At 66.7% G+C, this 20,872-nt stretch carries 23 protein-coding genes, 1 rRNA gene, 1 other RNA gene and 1 riboswitch; of the genes, 21 read left to right on the top strand and 4 right to left on the bottom strand.

Annotation, left to right across the window (positions count from 1 at the left end; genetic code table 11):
* The first annotated feature begins 211 nt into the window (after positions 1–211).
* From rrf to QU481_RS22125, 7 genes are all read left to right on the top strand, one after another.
* Positions 212–326 (top strand): 5S ribosomal RNA (rrf, locus tag QU481_RS22155).
* 469 nt (positions 327–795) lie between these two features.
* A complete protein-coding gene (locus tag QU481_RS22150; protein ID WP_289832164.1) occupies positions 796–1,659 on the top strand; it encodes a ferritin family protein in 864 nt (287 codons plus the stop codon).
* Positions 1,628–2,134, top strand: a complete 507-nt coding sequence (gene rfaE2, locus QU481_RS22145; RefSeq protein WP_289832163.1) for a D-glycero-beta-D-manno-heptose 1-phosphate adenylyltransferase — start codon at positions 1,628–1,630, stop codon at positions 2,132–2,134. The genes QU481_RS22150 and rfaE2 overlap by 32 nt, the downstream gene beginning before the upstream one ends.
* A complete protein-coding gene (locus tag QU481_RS22140; RefSeq protein WP_289832162.1) occupies positions 2,131–3,099 on the top strand; it encodes a biotin--[acetyl-CoA-carboxylase] ligase in 969 nt (322 codons plus the stop codon). The genes rfaE2 and QU481_RS22140 overlap by 4 nt, the downstream gene beginning before the upstream one ends.
* Complete coding sequence (locus QU481_RS22135) at positions 3,096–3,815, top strand: type III pantothenate kinase (protein ID WP_289832161.1); 720 nt, start codon at positions 3,096–3,098, stop codon at positions 3,813–3,815. Before QU481_RS22140 ends, QU481_RS22135 begins: the two co-directional genes overlap by 4 nt.
* Positions 3,812–4,723 carry an SPOR domain-containing protein gene (locus QU481_RS22130; RefSeq protein ID WP_289832160.1) on the top strand — a complete coding sequence of 304 codons (912 nt, stop codon included), beginning with the start codon at positions 3,812–3,814 and terminating at the stop codon, positions 4,721–4,723. Before QU481_RS22135 ends, QU481_RS22130 begins: the two co-directional genes overlap by 4 nt.
* A gap of 111 nt (positions 4,724–4,834) precedes the next feature.
* On the top strand, positions 4,835–5,611 hold the full coding sequence (locus QU481_RS22125; RefSeq protein WP_289832159.1) for a YoaK family protein: 777 nt from the start codon (positions 4,835–4,837) through the stop codon (positions 5,609–5,611).
* 348 nt (positions 5,612–5,959) lie between these two features.
* On the opposite strand, the gene QU481_RS22120 is transcribed toward QU481_RS22125, so the two are convergent.
* Positions 5,960–6,862 (bottom strand): DMT family transporter, encoded by a 903-nt coding sequence (locus tag QU481_RS22120; protein ID WP_289832158.1) that lies wholly within the window; start codon positions 6,860–6,862, stop codon positions 5,960–5,962.
* Between the two features lie 132 nt (positions 6,863–6,994).
* On the opposite strand from QU481_RS22120, the gene QU481_RS22115 reads away from it, so the two are divergent.
* The 4 genes from QU481_RS22115 to QU481_RS22100 all read left to right on the top strand — a co-directional run bounded on the left by QU481_RS22115 (position 6,995) and on the right by QU481_RS22100 (position 10,690).
* On the top strand, positions 6,995–7,438 hold the full coding sequence (locus QU481_RS22115) for an Lrp/AsnC family transcriptional regulator (RefSeq protein ID WP_289832157.1): 444 nt from the start codon (positions 6,995–6,997) through the stop codon (positions 7,436–7,438).
* Positions 7,439–7,576: 138 nt separating this feature from the next.
* Positions 7,577–8,320, top strand: coding sequence for a class I SAM-dependent methyltransferase (locus QU481_RS22110; RefSeq protein ID WP_289832156.1), 744 nt, complete (start codon positions 7,577–7,579; stop codon positions 8,318–8,320).
* Between the two features lie 164 nt (positions 8,321–8,484).
* Positions 8,485–9,450: an agmatinase gene (speB, locus tag QU481_RS22105; RefSeq protein ID WP_289832155.1), complete on the top strand. Its 966-nt coding sequence runs from the start codon at positions 8,485–8,487 to the stop codon at positions 9,448–9,450.
* Positions 9,451–9,541: 91 nt separating this feature from the next.
* Positions 9,542–10,690, top strand: a complete 1,149-nt coding sequence (locus QU481_RS22100; protein WP_289832154.1) for a hypothetical protein — start codon at positions 9,542–9,544, stop codon at positions 10,688–10,690.
* 233 nt (positions 10,691–10,923) lie between these two features.
* On the opposite strand, the gene cobS is transcribed toward QU481_RS22100, so the two are convergent.
* Genes cobS through cobT form a run of 3 tightly spaced genes read right to left on the bottom strand, consistent with a single transcriptional unit; the run spans position 10,924 to position 13,311 of the window.
* Positions 10,924–11,688, bottom strand: a complete 765-nt coding sequence (cobS, locus tag QU481_RS22095) for an adenosylcobinamide-GDP ribazoletransferase (RefSeq protein ID WP_289832153.1) — start codon at positions 11,686–11,688, stop codon at positions 10,924–10,926.
* Positions 11,681–12,277 carry a histidine phosphatase family protein gene (locus QU481_RS22090; protein ID WP_289832152.1) on the bottom strand — a complete coding sequence of 199 codons (597 nt, stop codon included), beginning with the start codon at positions 12,275–12,277 and terminating at the stop codon, positions 11,681–11,683. Before QU481_RS22090 ends, cobS begins: the two co-directional genes overlap by 8 nt.
* Complete coding sequence (gene cobT, locus QU481_RS22085; RefSeq protein WP_289832151.1) at positions 12,274–13,311, bottom strand: nicotinate-nucleotide--dimethylbenzimidazole phosphoribosyltransferase; 1,038 nt, start codon at positions 13,309–13,311, stop codon at positions 12,274–12,276. The genes QU481_RS22090 and cobT overlap by 4 nt, the downstream gene beginning before the upstream one ends.
* Before the next feature lie 84 nt (positions 13,312–13,395).
* Positions 13,396–13,589, top strand: a riboswitch (cobalamin riboswitch).
* 329 nt (positions 13,590–13,918) lie between these two features.
* Between cobT and QU481_RS22080 the strand changes: the two genes are divergently transcribed.
* The 10 genes from QU481_RS22080 (at position 13,919) to QU481_RS22035 (ending at position 20,611) form a co-directional block, all read left to right on the top strand.
* Positions 13,919–15,802, top strand: coding sequence for a TonB-dependent receptor domain-containing protein (locus QU481_RS22080; RefSeq protein ID WP_289832150.1), 1,884 nt, complete (start codon positions 13,919–13,921; stop codon positions 15,800–15,802).
* Between the two features lie 62 nt (positions 15,803–15,864).
* Positions 15,865–16,392 (top strand): bifunctional adenosylcobinamide kinase/adenosylcobinamide-phosphate guanylyltransferase, encoded by a 528-nt coding sequence (cobU, locus tag QU481_RS22075; RefSeq protein WP_289832149.1) that lies wholly within the window; start codon positions 15,865–15,867, stop codon positions 16,390–16,392.
* Positions 16,389–17,273 (top strand): cobalamin-binding protein, encoded by an 885-nt coding sequence (locus QU481_RS22070; RefSeq protein WP_289832148.1) that lies wholly within the window; start codon positions 16,389–16,391, stop codon positions 17,271–17,273. Before cobU ends, QU481_RS22070 begins: the two co-directional genes overlap by 4 nt.
* Before the next feature lie 3 nt (positions 17,274–17,276).
* Entirely contained in the window at positions 17,277–17,501 is a 225-nt protein-coding gene (locus QU481_RS22065) for a hypothetical protein (protein ID WP_289832147.1), read from the top strand.
* On the top strand, positions 17,498–17,809 hold the full coding sequence (locus QU481_RS22060) for a cell division protein ZapA (protein ID WP_289832146.1): 312 nt from the start codon (positions 17,498–17,500) through the stop codon (positions 17,807–17,809). The genes QU481_RS22065 and QU481_RS22060 overlap by 4 nt, the downstream gene beginning before the upstream one ends.
* A gap of 23 nt (positions 17,810–17,832) precedes the next feature.
* Positions 17,833–18,017, top strand: a non-coding RNA gene (gene ssrS / locus QU481_RS22055) — 6S RNA.
* Positions 18,018–18,086: 69 nt separating this feature from the next.
* Positions 18,087–18,713 carry a 5-formyltetrahydrofolate cyclo-ligase gene (locus QU481_RS22050; RefSeq protein ID WP_289832145.1) on the top strand — a complete coding sequence of 209 codons (627 nt, stop codon included), beginning with the start codon at positions 18,087–18,089 and terminating at the stop codon, positions 18,711–18,713.
* Positions 18,710–19,168: an EVE domain-containing protein gene (locus QU481_RS22045; protein ID WP_289832144.1), complete on the top strand. Its 459-nt coding sequence runs from the start codon at positions 18,710–18,712 to the stop codon at positions 19,166–19,168. Before QU481_RS22050 ends, QU481_RS22045 begins: the two co-directional genes overlap by 4 nt.
* Positions 19,168–19,974 carry a sulfite exporter TauE/SafE family protein gene (locus QU481_RS22040; RefSeq protein WP_289832143.1) on the top strand — a complete coding sequence of 269 codons (807 nt, stop codon included), beginning with the start codon at positions 19,168–19,170 and terminating at the stop codon, positions 19,972–19,974. The genes QU481_RS22045 and QU481_RS22040 overlap by 1 nt, the downstream gene beginning before the upstream one ends.
* 97 nt (positions 19,975–20,071) lie before the next feature.
* Positions 20,072–20,611, top strand: a complete 540-nt coding sequence (locus QU481_RS22035; RefSeq protein ID WP_289832142.1) for a cytochrome b — start codon at positions 20,072–20,074, stop codon at positions 20,609–20,611.
* The last annotated feature ends 261 nt before the right edge of the window (positions 20,612–20,872 follow it).

The raw sequence follows: 20,872 nt of genomic DNA, 5'->3' as shown, positions 1-20,872 counted from the left end.
TAGGTCGGGTGTGGAAGCGCTGTGAGGCGTTAAGCTAACCGATACTAATTGCTCGTGAGGCTTGATCCTATCATTTGAGGTACTTCGTGGTGTGAAGTACAGGTGATGTGCGACGAGACGCAATCAAAACTACCAAGTAACGCTTGAATTCAATACGGCAGCGTCAGTAACAGTGACGATGCTCGGCTTCGACAGTTTGTACAAGTTAATGTCTGGCGGCCATAGCGAGGTGGTCCCACGCCTTCCCATCCCGAACAGGACCGTGAAACGCCTCTGCGCCGATGATAGTGTGGCATTCGCCATGTGAAAGTAGGTCACCGCCAGACTCCCCACACCACAAGCCCAGCTCCCAGAGCTGGGCTTTGTGCTTTACCGCGCCGGAAAGCCCGGCGCGTTCCGCTGTATTCCCCTGTATTTTCTTCTGCACGAGCTGGGCTTCACGAGTGCTATTGCGATTCAGCCAAGCATCCCCATCTTCCCTGCATGGGTTTTTCTGCCCGCAGTGTTCTATTGGGCGCAGCATTATCGCAACACTGAGAATGGGTTTCAGTCACCAGGTGTCGCTTGATGTTGCGCTGCAATATATTGGCAATCCGTACCCTCTACTATGAGGCTGGCCGTCGTCTGTCTATGGTGGCGATACGGCCAGGAAGGCTCGTCCCGGCCTGCGGCAAAAAGCGACAAGCACCGGCATAAAGTTGCGATGCGATAGTCGTTTGTCGCCAAAGGTTGGGGTTGACGTTGGATTGACTTACAATCCGGGCGTTTTGAATTTTTTCTCTGCGTGAGGTTGCCATGCTTTACCCCGAACTGTTCGTCCAGCTGGAGAAGGCCCGTTGGAGTCTGGAGGAGGATATCCCCTGGGCGGACTTCGACGCGTCCCGGCTGACTGACGAGCAGGCGCAGACCATCAAGATGAACGCGATTACCGAGTGGTCGGCGCTGCCGGCGACCGAGATGTTCCTGCGCGACAATAAGGACGACTCGGACTTCTCGGCGTTCATGTCGGTCTGGTTCTACGAAGAGCAGAAGCATGCGCTTGTGCTGATGGAATACCTGCGCCGTTTCCGCCCGGACCTGGCGCCGACCGAAGAGGAGCTGCACTCGGTACGTTTCGAGTTCGACCCGGCACCACCGCTGGAGACGTTGATGCTGCACTTCTGCGGCGAGGTGCGTCTGACGCAGTGGTACCGCTGCGCGGCCGACTGGCATACCGAGCCGGTGATCAAGCACATCTACCAGACGTTGAGCCGTGACGAAGCGCGTCACGGTGGCGCCTACCTGAAGTACATGAAGAGGGCGATTACCCGTTTTGGCAACGAGGCGCGCCTGGCCTTCGCCAAGATCGGTTTCCTGATGGCTTCGTCCGGTCGTTCGGGCAAGCCGCTGCATCCGACCAATCTGCATGTGAACCAGTCGCTGTTCCCGAACGACACGGTGCAGTCGCGCCTGCCGGACCCTGACTGGCTGGAAGACTGGCTGACCAGCCAGATCCGCTTCGACGAGCCTTGGGAGGCGCGCGTGGTGGGTGGTATCCTGCGTAACTTGTCGAGCCTGTTTGATCGCGTGATTGACACGCCGCAGGCGCTAAACCGCTACCGCAAGGAACTGATCGCGAGCCTCAAGGATGCAGAACCCGTACTCAACTCCACAGTTTGAATCCAAAGTCTGTCCGCCTGAGCAGTTAGCCGAGCGCTTAGGCCAGCTGCCGCGTCCGTTGGTGTTTACCAACGGTTGCTTCGATATCCTGCACCGCGGCCATGTGACCTATCTCGCACAGGCTGCGGCGCTCGGCGCCAGCCTGATCGTGGCGATCAATACCGACGCGTCGGTGAAGCGCCAGGGCAAGGGCGATGACCGCCCGATCAACCCGCAGGACAACCGCGCGGCGGTATTGGCGGCGTTGGAGTCGGTGGCGCTGGTGACCTGGTTCGATGACGACACCCCGGCCGCACTGATCGAGGCGGTGAAGCCCGACGTGCTGGTGAAGGGCGGCGACTGGCCGGTCGACAAGATCGTCGGTGCGGCCGAGACGCTGGCGCGCGGTGGGGAGGTGCATTCGATCCCCTTCCTGTTCTCCACGTCCACCACGGCGACTTTGAACAAGATTCGCGAAAGCGCAGGCGGCGCGTGAGCGAGCCGCACGCGTTTGCGGTGCTGAAGGCGCTGTCCGACGGGCGCTTCCATTCCGGCGAGGGGATTGCGCAGGCGCTTGGCGTGTCGCGTACCCTCGTATGGCAGGCGGTGCATGCGATCGAGTCCGAATTCGGCCTGACCGTCTACAGCGTGCGTGGTCAGGGTTACAAGCTGGCCGATTCGCTTGAATGGCTAGACGTCGGCGCGATCCGCGCCGGCCTCAGCGACAGGGCGGCCGATACCTATGCGCTGGCGCTCGCCGATCGCATTGACTCTACCAATACCCACCTGATGCAGCGCGCCGCTGCCGGTGCGCCACACGGCATCGTGCTTGGTGCGGAATGGCAGAGCGCCGGGCGCGGCCGGCTTGGCCGCCGTTGGCAGATGAAGCTCGGCGGCGGGTTGGCGTTTTCGCTGCTGTGGCGCTTCGATGCGGGCCTTGCTGCGCTGTCGGGGCTGTCGCTGGCGGTGGGCGTCGCGATCGTGCGGGTGCTGACGCGTCATGCTGTGCCGGTCCGGCTCAAGTGGCCGAACGATGTACTGCTCGATGGTAGGAAGCTGGCAGGCATCCTGATCGAGCTGTCTGGCGATGCGCTTGGCCCGGCAGCGGTGGTGATCGGGATCGGCCTGAACCTGGCAAGCCCGGGCGAGGTCGGTCAGCCGGTCGCCGGGCTTGCCGATGCGGGCGTCAACGTCGGCAGAAACCAATTGCTGGCCGAGCTCTTGAACGAATTGCACACGGTGCTGGACCAGTTTTCCCGAGACGGCTTCGGTGCTTTTCGCGACGAGTGGCTAGGCTACAGCGCACACCTCGATCAGCCGGTGACGTTGCGTTTCAGCCACGGCGAGCCGGTCGACGGCATCGCCCGCGGGGTGGACGACAAGGGGGCGCTGCTGGTCGACACCGGTGCCGGCACGAAAGTGTTTCACGTCGGCGAAGTCAGTTTGCGAGCGCGCGCATGAAGCTGTTGATCGATGCCGGCAATACCCGGGTGAAGTGGGCGCTGACCGACGGCGCGGTGCTGTGCGACGAGGGCGTGGTTACGCATGACTTCGCGCACGAGTTGGCCGAACGCTGGGCCGGGCTCACTCTCGAGGCAGCGTGGGGGGCTTCGGTGGCGCGCCCGACGATCCGTGATGCGGTCGAGGCGGCATGTCCGGTGCCGGTACGCTGGATGAGCAGCGAGCGCCAGCGCGGCGGCGTCACCAACCATTACCGCAACATCGCCGAGCAGGGCGTGGACCGCTGGATGGCGGTGCTGGCGGCGCGTGCGCGACTGCCCGGCCAGGACGTGGTGCTGGCGTCGGCCGGCACCGCGTTGACGGTAGAGGCGTTGACCGCCGAGGGTGACTATCTGGGCGGCCTGATCCTGCCGGGGTTCGCCTTGATGCTCAAGAGTCTGGCGGCCGGTACCGCGCAACTCGACCGCCTAGCCGGTCAGTGGGAGCCGTTTCCGCAGGCGACGCCGGACGCGCTGGCCAGCGGGGCACTCGACGCGATGGCCGGGGCGATCGAGCGCTTGCGCCGGCGCCTCGCCGAGCAGACTGGCCGCGCGCCGGCGACGCTGGTGCTGACCGGCGGCGATGCCGAGCGTTTGCTCCCACTGCTCGCACCGCCCTGCGTGATCATGGATAATCTTGTCATACACGGTTTGTTAAGGGTGGCGAACGAAACATGAAGTGGTTCTTTGCGATTGTGCTGGTGCTGAACCTGCTGGTTTTCGGTTACGGCAACCTCAAGGCGCGCGTGCCGGTCGACCTGCATGCCCAGGAAGTGAATGCCAAGCAGGTCAAGCTGCTGCCTGCCAACTGGACCCCACCGGTGGCCAGTGCCGCAGTGGCGGAGGCATCGGCACCGACGAGCGGCACCGCACTGCCGGTCGGGCTGGACGCGGCCACAGTGGCCGCTGCCAAGCCGGCGGCTCCGGCTCCGGTGACCAAGTTGGCCGACGCCAAGCCTGCCGAAACCAAACCGGTCGATAGTAAACTGGCCGACAGCAAGCCGGTCGCAGCTCATCCAAAGGTAGAGACGAAGCCGATCGCGCCCCAGTCGACGGTGCCTCAACCCGTTGCCGCCGCGCCGGCCCCTGCCCCTGCGCCGACCAAGGTCGCGAACCGCTGCTACAGTTGGGGGGCACTGAACGAGACCCTGTACGCCCGGGTGAAGGGTGGTCTGCCGGGGTTGAAGCTGTCCGCCGCGCAATGGCGTGCCGAGTCGCAGCAGGCCCCGAGCAAGAACAGTAAGTATTGGGTCTTCTATCCGGCACAGGCCACAGCGGCCGAGTCGCACACGCTGGCGGCCGAGCTGAAGGGCAAGGGCTTCGATAACTACCCGGTTAACGACGGCGAATTCAAGGGCACGCTGTCGCTTGGCCTGTTCGCCAACGAGTCGGGCGCCGACACGCTGCTCGCCAAGCTGAAGGCGGCCGGTTTCACCAACGCCAAGGTGCAGCCGCGAGGTAAGGGCGCGACCCAGACCGTGCTGCACTTCAAGGATCTGGATGGCGCCCAGTCCGAACGGCTGGTGGCGCTGCAGCACCGCCTGACCCCGGGCATCGCGGTGCAGGGTGGTGCCTGCGCGGGTTGAGGCGTCATGCCTTTGCCTGATTGCGCCGCTCGCCTTGCCGTGGGGAGTGCGTTGGCGCAGCGCTAATTTTTTGACGGCGACTTCGGTCGCCGTTGTGCTTTGGTGGAGATCATGTTCCATCGTTTCCCGATCACCCGGCTGCTCGATCGCGGTCGCCAGAACGACCATGTGCTGCGCCAGCTGGGCAGCTCGATGGCGTTCATCGCCGGTGCGCTGAACGCCGGCGGCTTCCTGGCGGTGCAGCGCTATACCTCGCACGTGTCCGGGGTGGTGTCGCAGATGGCCGACTCGCTAGCGCTGGGCGATGGGGTGGGCGCGTTGTCGGCGTTGGTGATGCTGGCCTGTTTCATCCTGGGCGCAATGCACTCGACCTGGCTGATCCGCTGGGCGCGCCGCCAGCGGCTGCGTGGTGGTTACGGGGTGTCGATGATGGAGGAGGCGCTGCTGCTGTTGCTGTTCGGCGCGCTTGGCGCCGGGCTGGCGCTGCACAAGGGGCTGTTCACCCCGCCGACGGTGATGCTGCTGTGTTTCATCATGGGCATGCACAACACCATCGTCACCAAGCTGTCCGGCGGCCTTTTGCGCACCACCCACATGACCGGCATCGCCACCGACATCGGCATCGAGCTTGCCAAGGCCAGCTACCTGAATCGCCGCTCGCGCCTGCCAGCGGTGCAGGCCAACCAGGCCAAGCTGCGCCTCTATCTGCTGATCCTGGCCGCGTTCTTCGTCGGCGGCGTGGTCGGCGCGCTCGGCTTCAAGCATCTTGGCTACGCGTTCTCCCTGCCGCTGGCGCTGTGCCTGTTCCTGCTCGGGCTGCGCCCGGTGTGGTACGACGTGCGGCTGCGCATGCGGCTGTGGCTGGCGCAGCGCGCGATGGCGCGATGATAGGCGGGCCGGCATGCATGACGATGACATGGCGTTCCTCCCGTTGCCGTTCGGTGCGCAGGGTTCCAAGCGCGGCCTGATGATGATCAACCACAAGTACACCGGCTAGGACCTGTTGTTCCCGGACGGCATGAAGACCTGAAGCGCCGACAAGGTGGGCACGAGGGCGCCACCGTGGTGCTGACCTCCGACGACCAGCGCTTCGAATACCTCTACCAGTTCGTCTCGACCAAGTGCTACTAGCCGAACAACCGTTCGGCCACATCATCCGTTGGAACGAGGCCGGCGCCGACAGTGCCGCCACCGGCTTCCAGTGGGACATCTTCGCGCTGTCCGATGGCCGGCCGTTCAGCGCTGTTCGGCCAGGCTTGTCGCCGGGGCAGGCCGCGCGCCGCGCACCAGCCACAGGTTGGCGCCGAGGATCAGTACGAGCCCCAGCCACTGCACCGGGACGAGTCGGTGGGCAAACGCCAGCCAGTCGACCAGGATCGCCGTCACCGGGTAGATAAAGCCGAGTGCGCCGATCAGGTGGATGGGCAGGCGGCGGAACGCCGCGTACATCAGTACGTACATCAGGCAGGTATGCACCAGGCCCAGCACCGTCAGCTCGAGCCAGTGCGAGCCGGCGTGCCACGCCGCATCGGCGTCGACCAGCGGCCAGAGCAGTAGCACGCCGACGCCGGTCTGCAGGCTGGCGGTCAGCGCCGGCGGCAGGCCGGGCGGCAGCCGCTTGGCGATCAGCGTGGCGACGGCGTACAAGAGCGCCGCACCGAGCGCGAGCAGGCTGCCTAGCAACGCTCCGTCGCCCGAGGCATCGAGGCCGGGCAGCACCAGCAGCAACAGACCGGGGAAGGCAAGCGCGAGGCCCAGCCAGTGGCGCCGGTTCAGCGTCTCGCCGAGGAAGGTGGCGCCGAGCAGCATCAAGAGGAAGGGCTGGGTGTGATAGAGCGCGGTGGCGAGGCCGATCGAGGCGTAGCGGTAGGCGTTGAACAGCAGCAGCCAGTTGCCGACCAGCGCCACGCCGCCGGCGAGGCACCAGGCGAGCGCCGCGCGGGAGAACGGCCACGGCGTCCACAGACCGCGCCACGCACCGTACAGCGCGAGGCCGACGCTGCCGAGCAGGCAGCGGAAGAACACCACGTTCCAGATCGGCTGGGCGGATGCCAGCACGAAATAGCCTATCGTGCCGGACAGCAGCATGGCTGCGGTGAGTTCGACGAGGCCGCGGCGCAGCTCGGGGGCAGTGGGCATCGGATTCTCCGGGTTAGATGGTGATGTCCACCAGTCTAGAAGGCGACGCCGGCAAACTTAATGCGCGTTGCAAGGAGAATGGGCTGTGCTACCTTTCAATGGTGAATAATTTTTCGGTTTTTCCTTGCATCAATGGACTGGATTGATAGGCAGCTGGTCACCCTGCTGCAGGGCGATGCGCGCCTGAGCCTGGCCGAGCTGGCGCGTCAGCTGAAGATGGCGGGGCCGAGCGTGTCGGAGCGGCTGAAACGGCTGGAGGAGTCGGGGGCGATCACCGGTTATGTGCCGCAGCTGGACCTTGCCCGCTGGGGTTACACGCTGACCGCGATCGTGCGCTTGCGCCCGCTGCCGGGGCAGCTGAAGGCGCTGGAGCGGCAGCTGGTGGCGACGCCGCAAATCACCGAATGCGACAAGGTCACCGGCGAGGACTGCTACATCGCCCGGCTGGTGCTGAAGCACATCGGCCAGCTCGACGAGATCCTCGACGGCTTCGCCGAACTCGCGTCGACGTCGACCGCCATCGTCAAGGCAAGCCCGGTGGTGCGGCGGCTGCCGCCGCTCGACCCGCAGGACTAGGTCGGCCGCGCTATGGTGGGGCTGGCAGCCTGTTCACGGTCCGTGGCATCAGGGCGATCCCGCGTTGAGTCGGGGGCCTCCTGGATGTCTCGTTGGAGCGACCTTGAGCTGGCACCGAGCCCCCATCAGGAGCATGGCATGAGCTTTCAGGATCATTTCTCTGGGCACGCCGCCGACTACGCGCGCTACCGGCCCGACTACCCGGATGAGCTGTTCGCCTGGCTGGCCGGGCAGGTGCCGGCGCACGAGCTGGCGCTCGACGTCGCCACCGGCAACGGCCAGGCTGCGCACGGCCTGGTGCGGCATTTCGCGCGGGTGCGCGCCAGCGACGCCAGTGCCGCGCAGTTGGCCGAGGCGCCGGCCGATCCGCGCATCAGCTATGTGTGCGAAGCGGCCGAACAGTGCGCGCTGCCCGACGCCAGCGTCGACCTGATCACCGTGGCGCAGGCACTGCACTGGCTCGACCAGCCGCGCTTCTTCGCCGAGGTGAAGCGGCTGCTCAAGCCCGGCGGTGCGCTGGCGGTGTGGCATTACCCGCGGTTGAAGGTGGGGGGCGAGCTCGGCGCGGTGTACGAGGCGTTCCACGCGACGGTGGCACCGTACTGGCCGCCGGAGCGCCTACTGGTCGAGCAGGGTTACCAGACCATCGCCTGGCCGTTTCCGGCCGAGCCGGTGCCGGCCTTCACGCTCGAGCGGCGCTGGGACCTGGCCGCGCTGCTCGGCTACCTCGGCTCCTGGTCGTCGACCCGGCGTGCCGCCCAAGCGCTTGGCAGCGACCCGGTCGCCGCCTACACGCCACGCTTTGCCGACGCGTGGGGCGCAGAAATGACGCGCCTGTTCCGCTGGCCGCTGCAGCTCTACCTCGGCCACCGGCTCGTTTGACATCCCCTATTTGAAACAGGGACTTGCCCTGTACGACGGTACGCGGCACACTGCGGGTTCCGCGCCAATCGGGCGCGGTAGCCTCAACCCGTCGGCCGCAGAAGGACGGGAATCGTCGGACGCCACTGCCCGGCGCCGGCGTGCTCTCTATCGGAGAGTCTCCAATGTCGCAGACCATTTACGGTGACGGCGCGATTCGCCGCACCAGCCTCTACGGTTCCTCGATCGAAAACACCTATGCCGGCGTGCAAAGCTTCATGCGCCGCAACTACACCCGCGACCTGACCGGTGTGGACGTGGTGGTGTCGGGCATTCCGCTCGACCTCGCGACCACCTTCCGCTCCGGCGCCCGCCAGGGCCCGGCCGCAGTGCGCGCCGCCAGCGTGCAGCTGGCCGAACTCAAGCCGTTCCCGTGGGGCTTCGACCCCTTCGAGGACCTGGCGGTGATCGACTACGGCGATTGCTGGTTCGATGCGCACAACCCGCTGACCATCAAGCCGGCGATCATCGAACACGCCCGCACCATCCTTGCGTCGGGCGCCAAGATGCTGACCTTCGGCGGCGACCACTTCGTCACCTACCCGCTCCTGATCGCACACGCCGAAAAGTACGGCAAGCCGCTGGCGCTGTTGCACTTCGACGCGCACTGCGACACCTGGGCCGACGACGAGCCGGACTCGCTGAACCACGGCACCATGTTCTACAAGGCGGTGAAGGACGGCCTGATCGACCCGGCGCGCTCGGCGCAGGTCGGCATCCGCACCTTCAACGACGACTTCATGGGCATCGACATCGTCGACGCGCCGTGGGTGCACAACAACGGCGTCGAGGCCACCCTGTCGCGCATCAAGCAGCGCATCGGCGATGCCCCGGTGTACGTCACCTTCGACATCGACTGCCTGGACCCGGCGTTCGCCCCGGGCACCGGCACCCCGGTGCCGGGTGGCCTGACCACCGCACAGGCGCTGCAGATCATCCGCAACCTGGGCGACCTGAACATCGTCGGCATGGACGTGGTGGAAGTGGCGCCGAGCTTCGACCAGAGCGAGATCACCGCGATTGCCGCCGCGCACATCGCCTGTGACATGCTGTGTCTGATGCGCAACCGCAAGCTGGCCGGCAAGCGGTAATCGTTCGGCCAACTTGCCCATGACAACGCCACTGCATCGCAGTGGCGTTGTTTTTTTGTACCATTCAGTCATGACATTGCCGGTAATCGCCATGAACAGACAGCATGTATTCGGCTGCACGGCCGCCTTGCTCGGCGCGCTGGCGTCGCCGGCACACGCGGTGCCGCAGCTGCTGCAGGGCCAGATCGGCGGCGCGGCGGTGGTGATGGAGCTGAACGTCGCCCAGGACGGCAAGACCGACGGCCGCTACTTCTACCGCAAATACCATCGCGATATCGCGCTCGATGGTCAGCGCGGCACCGACGGCAGCGTCGCGCTCGGTGAAAACCTCGGCTACAACGAAAGCCGCACCGATCTGACTCTGCGTCCGGACGGCAAGGGCGGCTGGAAGGGGGTGTGGCGCGGCAAGAAGGGCTCGGCACAGACGGTGACGTTGAGCCCGCTGGCGGTGACCTCGCTGCCGACCAGCGACATCGCCTCGCTGGCCAAGCTGCGCCAGCAGCACCCGTATGAGTTCTCCCGGCTGGCGGACCTGACACTGCAGCAGGGCAATCTGCAGCACTTCGGTCGCTACACGCTGCGCTGGTGGAAGGAGCCGATCAGCAAGGTGCGTTTCTTCCGGGTGGTCGACGGCTACCCCGCCGCGGTGCAGGACCGGGTCAACCGGGTGCTGGAGAGCCGGCAGTGGGAGGAGGTGAACGGCTACTTCGGCTGTGCGCTCGGCGGTGCGCACCGCGGCGAGTTCGAATACGATCAGACCGTCACGCCGCGCTACCTGACCGATCGGGTGCTCAGCGCCAGCGTGTTTACTTCCTACGACTGCGGCGGAGCCCATCCGGACTTCGGCGACCAGCCGATCAACCTCGACGTGCAGACCGGTCACCAACTGCAGCTCGAGGACGTGTTGTGGCTGGGGCAGGGGGCGCCGAACATTCCACGTGACGCCGACGGCTATCCGCAGAACTACGATTACCAGAACAAGGTGCTCGGCCCGTGGCTCGCCAAGACGCTGTTGCAGCTCTACCCGAAGCTGATGGCGCCGAAGGACAAGGACGACGACTGCGACTACCGCAGCAGCGGGCTGTGGGCGTTGCCGAGCTGGTACCTGCTGCCGCAGGGCCTGTATCTCGGGCCGTCGTTCCCGCGCGTGGCGCGCGCCTGTGAATACCCGGAGTGGTCGATCCTGCCGTGGAAGCTGGTCAAGCAGCATCGGGGCGATCCGGGCCTGTCGCTGCCCTGAGCCTCGTGCATGGGTTGGCATCCGGGGACGTTCGGGCAATCTTTTCTGCTCGTGGGGGGCACCATATTGCTGTGGCCGACTCCCCAGTCAAGTTTTTGGACGCACCTGGCCGGTCCCTTCGCAGTGCCTGGCAGGCGAGGCTGACGATGCCCGGGGCGGGCTTTAGAACCTGGTTACGATGGGGCAGCCAGCCCGGCGCGGGGCCGGGCGTTGGAAGGGATGCTGGGCGCAGATCAGGCCGGCAGGTGCGGCGCAATCACGAGCAGCAACAACAGCAGGATTTCGCAGAGCTCGATGCCGGCGCCGAGACAGTCGCCGGTCATGCCGCCGAGCCGGCGACGCAGGAAGGCCCACCAGGCGAGGCCGGCCAGCGGGGCGGCCAGCAGCACCGGCGCGAGCCAGACCGACAGGCCGGTCAACAGCACCAGGTTGACCGAAAGCGACGGCCAGTGCGACTGCCAGCCGAAGCGCTCGCCGCTGCCGCCGGCCAGGGGCGGCAGCGTCGCCGACCACGCGACCGCGAACAGCCGCGTCCAGGCCGGCAACAGCAAGAGGCCCCACAGCGGCGCGCCGGCCTTCAGCAACAGCATCAACAGCAGCAGCTTGGCGAGCACCGCCAGCACCAGCGCCAGCACGCCGAAGCTGCCGACATGCGGATCCTTCAGCACCGCGTGGAAGCGTGCCGGGTCGCGGTGAGATGCGCCGAGTGCATCGGCGAGGTCGCCCAGGCCATCGAGGTGCAGGCCACCGGTTACCCAGACCCAGGCGACGAGCGCCACGAGTGCGCCGAGCCACGGGTCGATCCGGCTACCGGCAAGCGCGGCGAGCGCCAACAGCGCGCCGACCAAGAGGCCGACCACGGCGAACCAGCGTGCGCTGGCGGCGAGCCAGCTCGGATGGAATGCTTTTAGCTGCGGGGTCGGCAGCCGGGTCAGGAACTGCAATGCCAGGATCAGGCCGGTGAGGCGGCCGGGACGGGGAAGGGACGCTTCAGGCATCCGGCAGCTCCAGCCGCACCAGGTAGGCCGGGTGGCCTTCAAGCAGCGATAGCTGGGCGAAGCCGCCGCGCTGCACCGTCATCAGCCGTGCCACCGCGAAGCTGGTGCCGAGCAGGTCGGCGAGCAGTACGCTGATCACGCCCCCGTGCGTCACCAGCACGCGGTGGCTGCCGCGGCTCTCGGCGATCCAGTCGGCGAAGCCGGCCAGCACCCGGGCGCGGAACGCCGCAAAGCTCTCGCCACCCGGTGGCGTGAGCCGGCCGGCGACCATCTCGTTGTACCAGTCCGGGTGTTCGGCGGCGAGCTGGTCAGTCGGCTCGCCTTCCCAGTCGCCGAAGTCGCACTCGGCGAAGCGCGGGTCGACCTTTAGCGGCACGCCGCGTTCCAGCGACTGCTCGACCGCGAACGGTCGGCAGCGCAGCTTGGGCGAGCAGGCGATGCTCTGCACCGGAATCGCCGCGATGCGCTGCCAGCTGCTCGTCATCTGCCGCTCGCCCTGGCGGGTCAGCGGCAGCTCGGTGCGGCCGATCAGCCGGCCTCGCGCGGCGATGTCGCCGTGGCGCAGCAGGGTCAGGGTGAACGCCTTCATGCCGGCTTGTCGGACACGCCGGCTTCGGCGAACGTCGCCATGCCTGCATGCAGCTCCAGCGCCAGCCGCAACAGTGGCAGGCAGGCCGCCGCGCCGGAGCCCTCGCCCAGACGCAGCCCGAGGTCGACCAGCGGTTCCAGCTGCAACGCGGTCAGCGCGAGGCCGTGGCCGTTCTCCTGCGAGCGGTGGCTGGCCAACAGCCAGTCGCGCAGCCCCGGCGCGATGGCCACGCCGGCGAGCGCCGCCGCGCAGGCGATGAAGCCGTCGACCAGGCTCGGCACGCGCTGGCGCGCGCCTTCCAGATAGAAGCCCGCTATCGCGGCGATTTCGAGCCCGCCCAGTTCGGCAAGGGTGTCGATGCCGTCGAGCTGCCGTCCGGCCACCCGGTTCAGCGCCAGGCCGACCACCTGCTGTTTCAGCTGCAGCGTGGCGTCGTCGACGCCGGTGCCGCGGCCGACGATCACGTCCGGGGAGTAGGCGGTGAGGCGGCAGATCAGCGCCGCCGACGGAGTGGTGTTGCCGATACCCATGTCGCCGGCCACCAAGAGGTTGGCGCCGTCGGCGATCGCGCGGCGAGCGGCGGCCGCACCGACTTCCAGCGCGGCTTCCACTTCGGCACGGGTCAGCGCCGCCTCGCGCGCCAGGTTGCGGCTGCCAGCACGAACCTTGGCGTGCACGATCGGCAGCTGGGACAGGTCGACCGCGACGCCGACGTCGACCACTTCGAGTCGCGCGCCGGTGCCTTTGGCCAGCACATTGATCGCGGCACCGCCAGCGGCGAAGTTCTTCACCATCTCGCCGGTAACGACCGATGGGTAGGCCGACACACCTTCTTCGCACACGCCGTGGTCGGCGGCGAATACGGCGATCGCCGGGGAGAGCGGCGCCGGCACGGTGCGGCCCTGCCAGGCGGCGAAGCGGCAGGCGATGTCCTCGAGGCGGCCGAGGCTGCCGGTGGGTTTGGTCAGGATGGCCTGGCGCGCCAATGCGGCGTCCAGGGCGACGGAATCGGGGTGAGGAAGGGTCGTATTCATGGCTGACGACCTTACCGTCAGCGGGCAGGGCCGGCAAGCGACAGTTTTCTCGCCATTGAGCGACGGGCAGGCGGCGCACTGCGCTATAATCCGCGCCTCGCAGGTGCCCGGCATGGCCGGGTGAAACAGGGAAGCCGGTGCAAGACCGGCGCTGCCCCCGCAGCGGTAAGGCCTGGCTCGCTACGAGCCGAAGCGACGCGAACGCCACTGCCCTTTGGGCGGGAAGGCGCGCCGCCGGCAGGCCCAGCCCGGAGACCGGCCTGCACCGGACGCTGGACAGGGAAGCGGCGTCCGTTCGCTTGGAGTATCGCGGGGAGCGATCGAACGATTCAGTGCCGCTGTCTTCCGTCCGAGAGGACGCGGCTCAGCAATGGACACCGATCTTTTCAGAGTCTGTCGCGAGCTGCCCTCAGTGGAGCAAAGAGCAGCGCAGAAACCGGAATGTACGTCGAGGTACATGAGGGTTTCGAGCAGCGCATGCACTCCAATCAGGGCCGTGCAGCAAGACTATGGACAGATTTCAGACCCAGTCGTAACAACGCGCCTAGCGCGCAGACCTCTCTCGCACTCCTTTTTCGTCCGCATGCAGAACGTAAGGAGTGGTTTCTTGACTACTGCAACCCACCATCCGCTGGCGCTCGCTGTCGCGCTGGCGTTGTCCTCTAGCCTGGCGCATGCCGCCAACCTGCCCGAATACCGCGGCGAAGACGTGGTCGTCACCGCCACCCGCCAGGCGCAGCCGCTCGACAAGACGCTGTCCGACGTGACGGTGATCGACCGCGACGAGATCGAACAGGCCGGCGCCGACTCGCTCGCCACCCTGCTGGCCCGCCAGCCGGGCGTACAGATCAGCAACAACGGCGGCGCCGGCAAGACCACCAGCGTGTATCTGCGAGGCGCCAACGCCAACCAGACACTGGTGTTGGTCGACGGCGTGCGCATCGTCTCGGCGACGGAGGGCACCACCTCGATCCAGAGCATTCCGCTCGAGCAGATCGACCACATTGAGATCGTGCGCGGTCCGGCATCCAGCCTGTACGGTGCCGACGCGATCGGTGGCGTGATCCAGGTCTTCACGAAGAAGGGCGAGGGTCCGGCGAGCTTCACCGCCAATCTCGGCGTCGGCGACCGCGGCACGCTGCAGGCCGGCGTCGGCGTATCGGGCAAGACCGGCAACACCGCCTACGCGCTCAGCGTATCGCAGGACCAGACGCGCGGCTTCTCGGCCAGCAATGCCAACAACCCCAGCTTCAACCCGGACCGCGACGGCGACGCTAATACGGCCTATACGGCCAACGTCACCCAGACTTGGGCACCGGGCCAGGAGCTGACGGTGAGGCTGTTCCAGAGTTTCGATCGCAGCGACTTCGACAACTTCGGCAATACCGATCCGAACCTGCAGGACGTCGTCAAGACGCGGCTGACCGGCCAGAGCGTCGAGTCGAAGAATGCGTTGACCGACGCCTGGACCAGCACCGTGCGCTATGCGCGCAGCCAGGACCGCTCCGAGACCTTCATCAACGGCAACTTCGCCCAGCACGACAGCCTGTTTACCACCACCCAGGACGATGTGCTGTGGCAGAACGACATCAAGACCAGGGTCGGCAGCTTCCTCGCCGGCGCGTCGTATACCCGTCAGAAGGTCGAGTCGAGCCAGCCGCTCGACCGGACCTCGCGCTACGGGCAGGCGGCGTTCGCCGGCTACCAGGGCGAATTCGGCCGCAACCTGCTGCAGGCGAGCGTGCGCCACGACGACGACTCGCAGTTCGGCGGCAAGACCACCGGCCAGGCCAGCTACGGTTTCAAGCTCGACGGTGGCTGGCTGCTGCGCGCCGGCTACGGCACCGGCTTCAAGGCGCCGACCTTCAACGACCTCTACTACCCGTTCATCAGCTTCGCGCCCTTCCCCGGCTCGTACAGCGGTAACCCGAACCTGAAACCGGAAACCTCGCACAACGGCGAGGTCGAGGTGCGCTGGACCGGCCAGGGTAGCCACGCCTCGCTGGTGGCGTTCCGCAACCGCATCGACAACCTGATCGATCTGGTCACGGACGGCGCGGGCAATATGACCAGCGTCAACGTCAACCGTGCCAATATCGACGGTGTCACGCTGGCTGCCGGCACCTCCATCTGGTACGGCATCGACCTGAACGGCACCGCCACCTTCCAGAATCCGGAAAACCTGGAAACCGGCAAATGGCTGGATCGCCGCGCCCGCCAGACCGCGACGATCAGCGCCAGCCGCGCCTTCGGCCCGGTGACGCTGGGGGCCGAATGGCAGGCGGTCGGCCGCCGCTTCGACGATCCGGCCAACTTGGTGCCGCTGCACGGCTACGCGGTCGCCAACCTGTTCGCGAACTACGAGGTGTCGCGCGACTGGTCGCTGAACGCCCGGGTCAACAACGTCGCCAACCGCGACTACGAGCTGGCGCGCGGCTATAACACCGGTGGCCTCGGCTGGTTCTTCGGTGCGCGTTACGCGCCGAAGTAAGCCCACCGTACTGTGACGCAGGGCCGCGTACGCGGCTCTGTTCCCTTTTGGAGATTGGACAGATGATCGACCTGATCAGCGGCGGCGCTCGTTCCGGCAAGAGCCGTCACGCCGAGTCGCTGGCGCTGGCGCATGCCGGGCCGGTCGGCTACGTCGCCACCGCCGAGCGGCGCGACGATGCCGAGTTCGCCGCGCGCATCGAACATCACCGTGCACGCCGGCCGTCGTCGTGGGCGCTCTACGAGGCAGGGCAGACGTTGGCCGAAACGCTGGCCGCAGCGGCCCGTCCAGACGGCCTGCTGCTGGTCGACTGCCTGGGGATGTGGCTGATGCGCTTCTTCGGCGAGGCCGGTTTCGACGAGGCGGCGTTCGGCCGCGAGCGAGCCGCGCTGTTGGCGAGTCTGCCCGCGTTGCCCGGCCACGTGGTGCTGGTCAGCAACGAGATCGGCTGGGGCGTGGTGGCGATGGATGCCGAGACGCGGCGCTTCGTCGACGAGCTGGGCCGGCTCAACCAGGACGTGGCGGCCATTGCCCGCCGGGTGACGCTGGTTGCCTGCGGTCTGCCGCTGGTGTTGAAAGGGCAGCCATGACGAGGATGCGGGCAGGCTGGCTGTGGCTGGCGTTGTGGCTGGCGCCGCTCGCGCAGGCGGCGGTCAGCGCACGCGACGCGGCCGGCGGTACGTTGACGCTGGCAAAACCGGCGCAGCGCGTCGTGGCGCTGGTGCCGCATGCGGTCGAGATGCTGTACGCGGTCGGCGCAGGCTCCCAGCTGGTCGCCACCGTCAACTACGCCGACTACCCGCCCGAAGCGAAACGGCTGCCGCGTGTCGGCGGCTACACCGGGGTCAGCCTCGAGGCGGTCATGCGCCAGCAGCCCGACCTCGTGATCGTGTGGGCCGATGGCACCGCGCCGCGCGATGTTGCGCGGCTGCGCTCGCTGGGTATCCCGGTGTTCGTGTCGCGACCATTGCAGCTGGACGACGTGGCGCGCGAGCTGGAGTCGCTCGGCGCGTTGACCGGCCATGGCGCCGAAGCCGACCGAGCGGCGGCCCGCTACCGGGCGCAACTGGCCGCCCTCAAGGCGCGCTACGCTGTCCGGCCAACGGTATCGGTCTTCCTGCAGGTGGGCGAGTTGCCGCTCTACACCGTCAGCGACAAGAGCTTCGTCGGCCAGCTGGTGCGGCTGTGCGGTGGCAACAATGTGTTCGGCGCGCAGCCGCAGCCGGCGCCGCAGGTCAGCGTCGAGTCGGTGATCCGCGCTCGCCCGCAGGTGCTGTTGTCCACCGGAGCGCTGAGCACCCTGGCGCAATGGCGGCAGTGGGGCGCAATCCCGGCGGTGCAGCGCAATGCGCTCTATGCCCTGCCTGCCGACCTGGTCGTCCGTCCCGGACCGCGTCTCGTTGACGGCGCCGAGGCGGTTTGCCGCACCCTTGACGACGCACGGGCGCGACTCGGTTTGACGCCCGGTTAAGGCTTGGCTATTCTCGCCGCCATGGAAACCGAACTCGAGTATCTGGAATCCCGCGTCGCCGCGCTGATCGCCCGGCTGACCGAGGTCCACGACCAGAACACCCGGCTCGCCGAGGCGCTGGCGCAGGCGTTGAAGGAAAACGCCGAGCTGACGTTCCGGCTGGAAGACACCAAGTTCAAGGTGGCGGCGCTGATCGAGCGGCTGCCCAAACAGGAGGACGCGGCATGAGCGAACTGGTTCAGGTCGAAGTCTCGCTGATGGGGCGCACCTTCACCATCGCCACCCCGTCAGAAGAGCGCGACACGCTGCTCGAGGCGGTGCGCCTGCTCGGTGAGAAGGTCGAGGCGATCCAGGGGCAGGGCCGCATCGTCGACGCCGACAAGATCGCGATCATGGCGGCGTTGAACATCGCGCACGACTTGTTGAAAACAAAAGTCGGCGACGGCTTGGAGATGGCGGCGTTCCAGCGTAAAATACGCTCCATGGGCGAGGCGGCCGACGAGGCGCTCCGTTCAAGCAAGCAGGCCTTGTTTTAAGCTGGCCATCCGCATAGGTTTAAATCTCCCTGCGGTGCTCGTGAAGGCGCATAAATTCCTTTGAACCAATATGTTCGCTTTGGCACTAGCCTCTGAGGATGTGGGTGCGTCGCGTCCCTTGTGGATGCGCCCGAAACATCCGGCCGGTCGCCTCCCTGATGTCTAGGGTTCAAGCGGATTTTGCCCGAACGACACTCGCGGGGGGACCCCCACACAAAAAGCCACCGTGTTCACACGGTGGCTTTTTTACATTCCGCTTTCGCGCTATCGTCCGGTCATGAGCACCGATAAATTTGCCCTGCGCCGCGAGTTGCGACGCGCCCGTGCCCGGCTCACGCCGGGCTATCGCCACGCCGCCGCCCGGGCGGTGGCGCGCCACGCTGCGCGGCTGACCGGCAGCGGCCGGCGCATCGGTGCGTATCTGGCCGCCGGCACCGAGCTGGATCTCGAACCTCTGATGAGCGCCGCGCTGTTCCGCGGCGCCGAGCTGTACTTGCCGGTGATTCCGAACCGGGCTCGGCGGCTGTGGTTCTCCCGGCTCGGGCCGGACCCGGACGGCTGGTACGTCAACCCGCGTTACCGCATCACGGAATACAATGGCCCGGTACTGCGCGCCGAGAAGCTCGACGTACTCTTGGTGCCGCTGGTCGGCGTCGACGCCGACGGCTACCGGCTCGGCCAGGGCGGCGGCTTCTACGACGCGACGCTGGCGTTCCGGCGCCGTCATGGCCACGGCCCGCTGGTGATCGGCGTGGCGTTCGAGTGTCAGCGGGTGGCCGCCGTGCCGCGCGAGCCGTGGGACATGCCGCTCGACGCGCTGCTGACCGAGCGCGGCCTGTTCCGGTTTGGACAACGCCAACCCTCTTCCCATGTCTCTCCCACCCCTGAGCAAGCGCGACGATGAACTACTGGCTGATGAAGTCCGAGCCGGACGACTTGTCGATAGCCGACCTGGCCGCCGCGCCGGGCAAGGCGTTCGAGTGGACCGGCGTGCGCAACTACCAGGCGCGCAACTATATGCGCGACGGCATGCAGGTGGGCGATCTGGCGCTGTTCTGGCATTCCAGCTGCCCGGAGCCGGGCGTGGTCGGCGTGGTGCGCATCGTCGCGCCCGCACACCCGGACTCGACCCAGTTCGAACCGGACAGCCCCTATTACGACCCGAAATCCAGCCTAGAGTCGCCGCGCTGGCTCGGCGTCGACGTCGCCTACGAGCGCACGCTGCCGCTGATGTCGCCGGCCACACTGCGCGCGATCCCGGGGCTGGAGGCGATGCAGGTCTTGAAGCGCGGCAACCGGCTGTCGATCACGCCGGTGAGCCCGGCCGAATGGGCGCTGATCGTCGGGGAGAGGGGCTGATGCTGTCGCCCTCCCTGTTCGCGGTGCTGCTCGGCTGCGGCGTGCTGGCCGGTTTCCTCGCCGGGCTGCTCGGCGTCGGCGGCGGCCTGGTGATCGTGCCGATGGTAGTGTGGGTGCTCGGTGCCGCCAGCCTCGGCGGCGACCATGTGCAGCACCTGGCGGTCGGTACCTCGCTGGCGGTGATGGTGTTCACCAGCCTCTCCAGCGTGCGCGCCCATCATCAGAAGGGCGCGGTCGATTGGCGCATCGTGCGCAGCATGGCGCCGGCGATGGTGGTTGGCACCTTCATCGGCAGCCAGATCGCCGGTTGGCTACCCAGCCACGGCCTGAAATGGTTCTTCGTGGTGTACGCCTATGTGGTCGGGCTGCAGATGCTGTTCGACATCAAGCCGCAGGCGGTACGCGACATGCCGGGAGCGCCCGGCCAGTGGGGCGCCGGCACGCTGATCGGCATGATCTCGAGCTGGGTAGGCATTGGCGGCGGCTCGATGAGCGTGCCGTTCATGAGCTGGTGCAATGTGCCGGTGCGCAACGCGATTGCCACCAGCGCGGCGCTGGGCTGGCCGATCGCGCTGGCCGGCGCGGTCGGCTATCTGGTCAGCGGCTGGTCGGTCGCGGGGCTGCCATGGGGGGCCTATGGCTTCGTCTACCTGCCGGCAACGCTGGCGCTGATGGTGATGACGGTGTTGTTCGCGCCGGTAGGCGCCCGGCTGGCGCACCGGCTGCCGGTGGCGCGGCTGAAGAAACTGTTCGCGCTGTTGATGCTGTTCATGGCCAGCGAGATGCTGGTGTCGATGCTCGGATGAGGTTTCGCCTGATCCGGGTTAAGACGGGTTTAAGGTGCCGACCTTAGTCTGAGTTTGTCTATTCTCCATCGCAGAACGAAAGACAGGAGCCATATCCATGACTACCCCTGTGCTTCCGAGCAGCAAGGCCAGCCTGCCGCTGCGCAGCCTGCACTGGCTGATGGCGCTCGCGATCGCCAGCGCCTGGGCGCTCATCTATTCCAAGGGGCTGTTCGCCAAGGGCACACCCGAACGCAGCTTTCTGTCCGGCGCGCACATCTTTGCCGGGCTGACCGTGCTGACGCTGTGGCTGCCGCGCGCGCTGGTGCGGTTTTTCTCGCCACTGCCGGACATCGCCCCGATCCCCCCACGCTGGCAGGAGCGGCTGGCCCGGGCGATGCACTGGCTGCTCTACGCCGGCATGCTGCTGATCCCTGTCCTCGGCATCCTGTTTGTGCAGGCCGGCGGCAAGGAGATCGGCTTTCTTGGCCTGACTCTGCCGACCGTCATCGGCACCGACAAGGCACTGTCGCACAGCATCAAGGAGGTGCACGAGACGCTGGGGCTGGCGATGCTCTATCTCGTGATCGCCCACGCCGGCGCCGCGATCTGGCACCACCTGGTACAGCGCGACAACACGTTGCGCCGGATGCTGTAGGCGAACGGGGGCTGCGCACGGGCGGCCTCTGTTTTCCCGTCGCGTCTCAAGAGGATCATAGGCCGGCACGAGCCGTGCCATCCAGCTTCTGGCGCAGGGTGCACCGACATGAAAAAAAACCCTGGCCGTCGGCCTAATGCCGTTCACTTAAGCAAGTGAACGGCATTTTTCATGGTGCGAATCTTGCTCATATTCCGGCCAGGTTGACTCCCTCACGTTGGTCCAGATGGTAGGCAAGGCTCATAAACACCCTGATTTCTC

Source organism: Crenobacter oryzisoli (assembly GCF_030385785.1).
In the GTDB taxonomy this organism is placed as follows: domain Bacteria; phylum Pseudomonadota; class Gammaproteobacteria; order Burkholderiales; family Chromobacteriaceae; genus Crenobacter_A; species Crenobacter_A oryzisoli.
This window is presented reverse-complemented; position numbering and strand designations above follow the sequence as displayed.

What these genes read in the sequence shown, in the direction of transcription:
- QU481_RS22060 (WP_289832146.1), top strand. Translation starts at nt 17,498, where the DNA reads ATGAGCGAACTGGTTCAGGTCGAAGTCTCGCTGATGGGGCGCACCTTC.
- QU481_RS22115 (WP_289832157.1), top strand. Translation starts at nt 6,995, where the DNA reads ATGGACTGGATTGATAGGCAGCTGGTCACCCTGCTGCAGGGCGATGCG.
- QU481_RS22100 (WP_289832154.1), top strand. Translation starts at nt 9,542, where the DNA reads ATGAACAGACAGCATGTATTCGGCTGCACGGCCGCCTTGCTCGGCGCG.
- QU481_RS22150 (WP_289832164.1), top strand. Translation starts at nt 796, where the DNA reads ATGCTTTACCCCGAACTGTTCGTCCAGCTGGAGAAGGCCCGTTGGAGT.
- cobU (WP_289832149.1), top strand. Translation starts at nt 15,865, where the DNA reads ATGATCGACCTGATCAGCGGCGGCGCTCGTTCCGGCAAGAGCCGTCAC.
- speB (WP_289832155.1), top strand. Translation starts at nt 8,485, where the DNA reads ATGTCGCAGACCATTTACGGTGACGGCGCGATTCGCCGCACCAGCCTC.
- QU481_RS22120 (WP_289832158.1), bottom strand. Translation starts at nt 6,862, where the DNA reads ATGCCCACTGCCCCCGAGCTGCGCCGCGGCCTCGTCGAACTCACCGCA.
- QU481_RS22110 (WP_289832156.1), top strand. Translation starts at nt 7,577, where the DNA reads ATGAGCTTTCAGGATCATTTCTCTGGGCACGCCGCCGACTACGCGCGC.
- cobS (WP_289832153.1), bottom strand. Translation starts at nt 11,688, where the DNA reads ATGCCTGAAGCGTCCCTTCCCCGTCCCGGCCGCCTCACCGGCCTGATC.
- cobT (WP_289832151.1), bottom strand. Translation starts at nt 13,311, where the DNA reads ATGAATACGACCCTTCCTCACCCCGATTCCGTCGCCCTGGACGCCGCA.
- QU481_RS22035 (WP_289832142.1), top strand. Translation starts at nt 20,072, where the DNA reads ATGACTACCCCTGTGCTTCCGAGCAGCAAGGCCAGCCTGCCGCTGCGC.
- QU481_RS22135 (WP_289832161.1), top strand. Translation starts at nt 3,096, where the DNA reads ATGAAGCTGTTGATCGATGCCGGCAATACCCGGGTGAAGTGGGCGCTG.
- rfaE2 (WP_289832163.1), top strand. Translation starts at nt 1,628, where the DNA reads ATGCAGAACCCGTACTCAACTCCACAGTTTGAATCCAAAGTCTGTCCG.
- QU481_RS22090 (WP_289832152.1), bottom strand. Translation starts at nt 12,277, where the DNA reads ATGAAGGCGTTCACCCTGACCCTGCTGCGCCACGGCGACATCGCCGCG.
- QU481_RS22045 (WP_289832144.1), top strand. Translation starts at nt 18,710, where the DNA reads ATGAACTACTGGCTGATGAAGTCCGAGCCGGACGACTTGTCGATAGCC.
- QU481_RS22130 (WP_289832160.1), top strand. Translation starts at nt 3,812, where the DNA reads ATGAAGTGGTTCTTTGCGATTGTGCTGGTGCTGAACCTGCTGGTTTTC.
- QU481_RS22040 (WP_289832143.1), top strand. Translation starts at nt 19,168, where the DNA reads ATGCTGTCGCCCTCCCTGTTCGCGGTGCTGCTCGGCTGCGGCGTGCTG.
- QU481_RS22050 (WP_289832145.1), top strand. Translation starts at nt 18,087, where the DNA reads ATGAGCACCGATAAATTTGCCCTGCGCCGCGAGTTGCGACGCGCCCGT.
- QU481_RS22125 (WP_289832159.1), top strand. Translation starts at nt 4,835, where the DNA reads ATGTTCCATCGTTTCCCGATCACCCGGCTGCTCGATCGCGGTCGCCAG.
- QU481_RS22070 (WP_289832148.1), top strand. Translation starts at nt 16,389, where the DNA reads ATGACGAGGATGCGGGCAGGCTGGCTGTGGCTGGCGTTGTGGCTGGCG.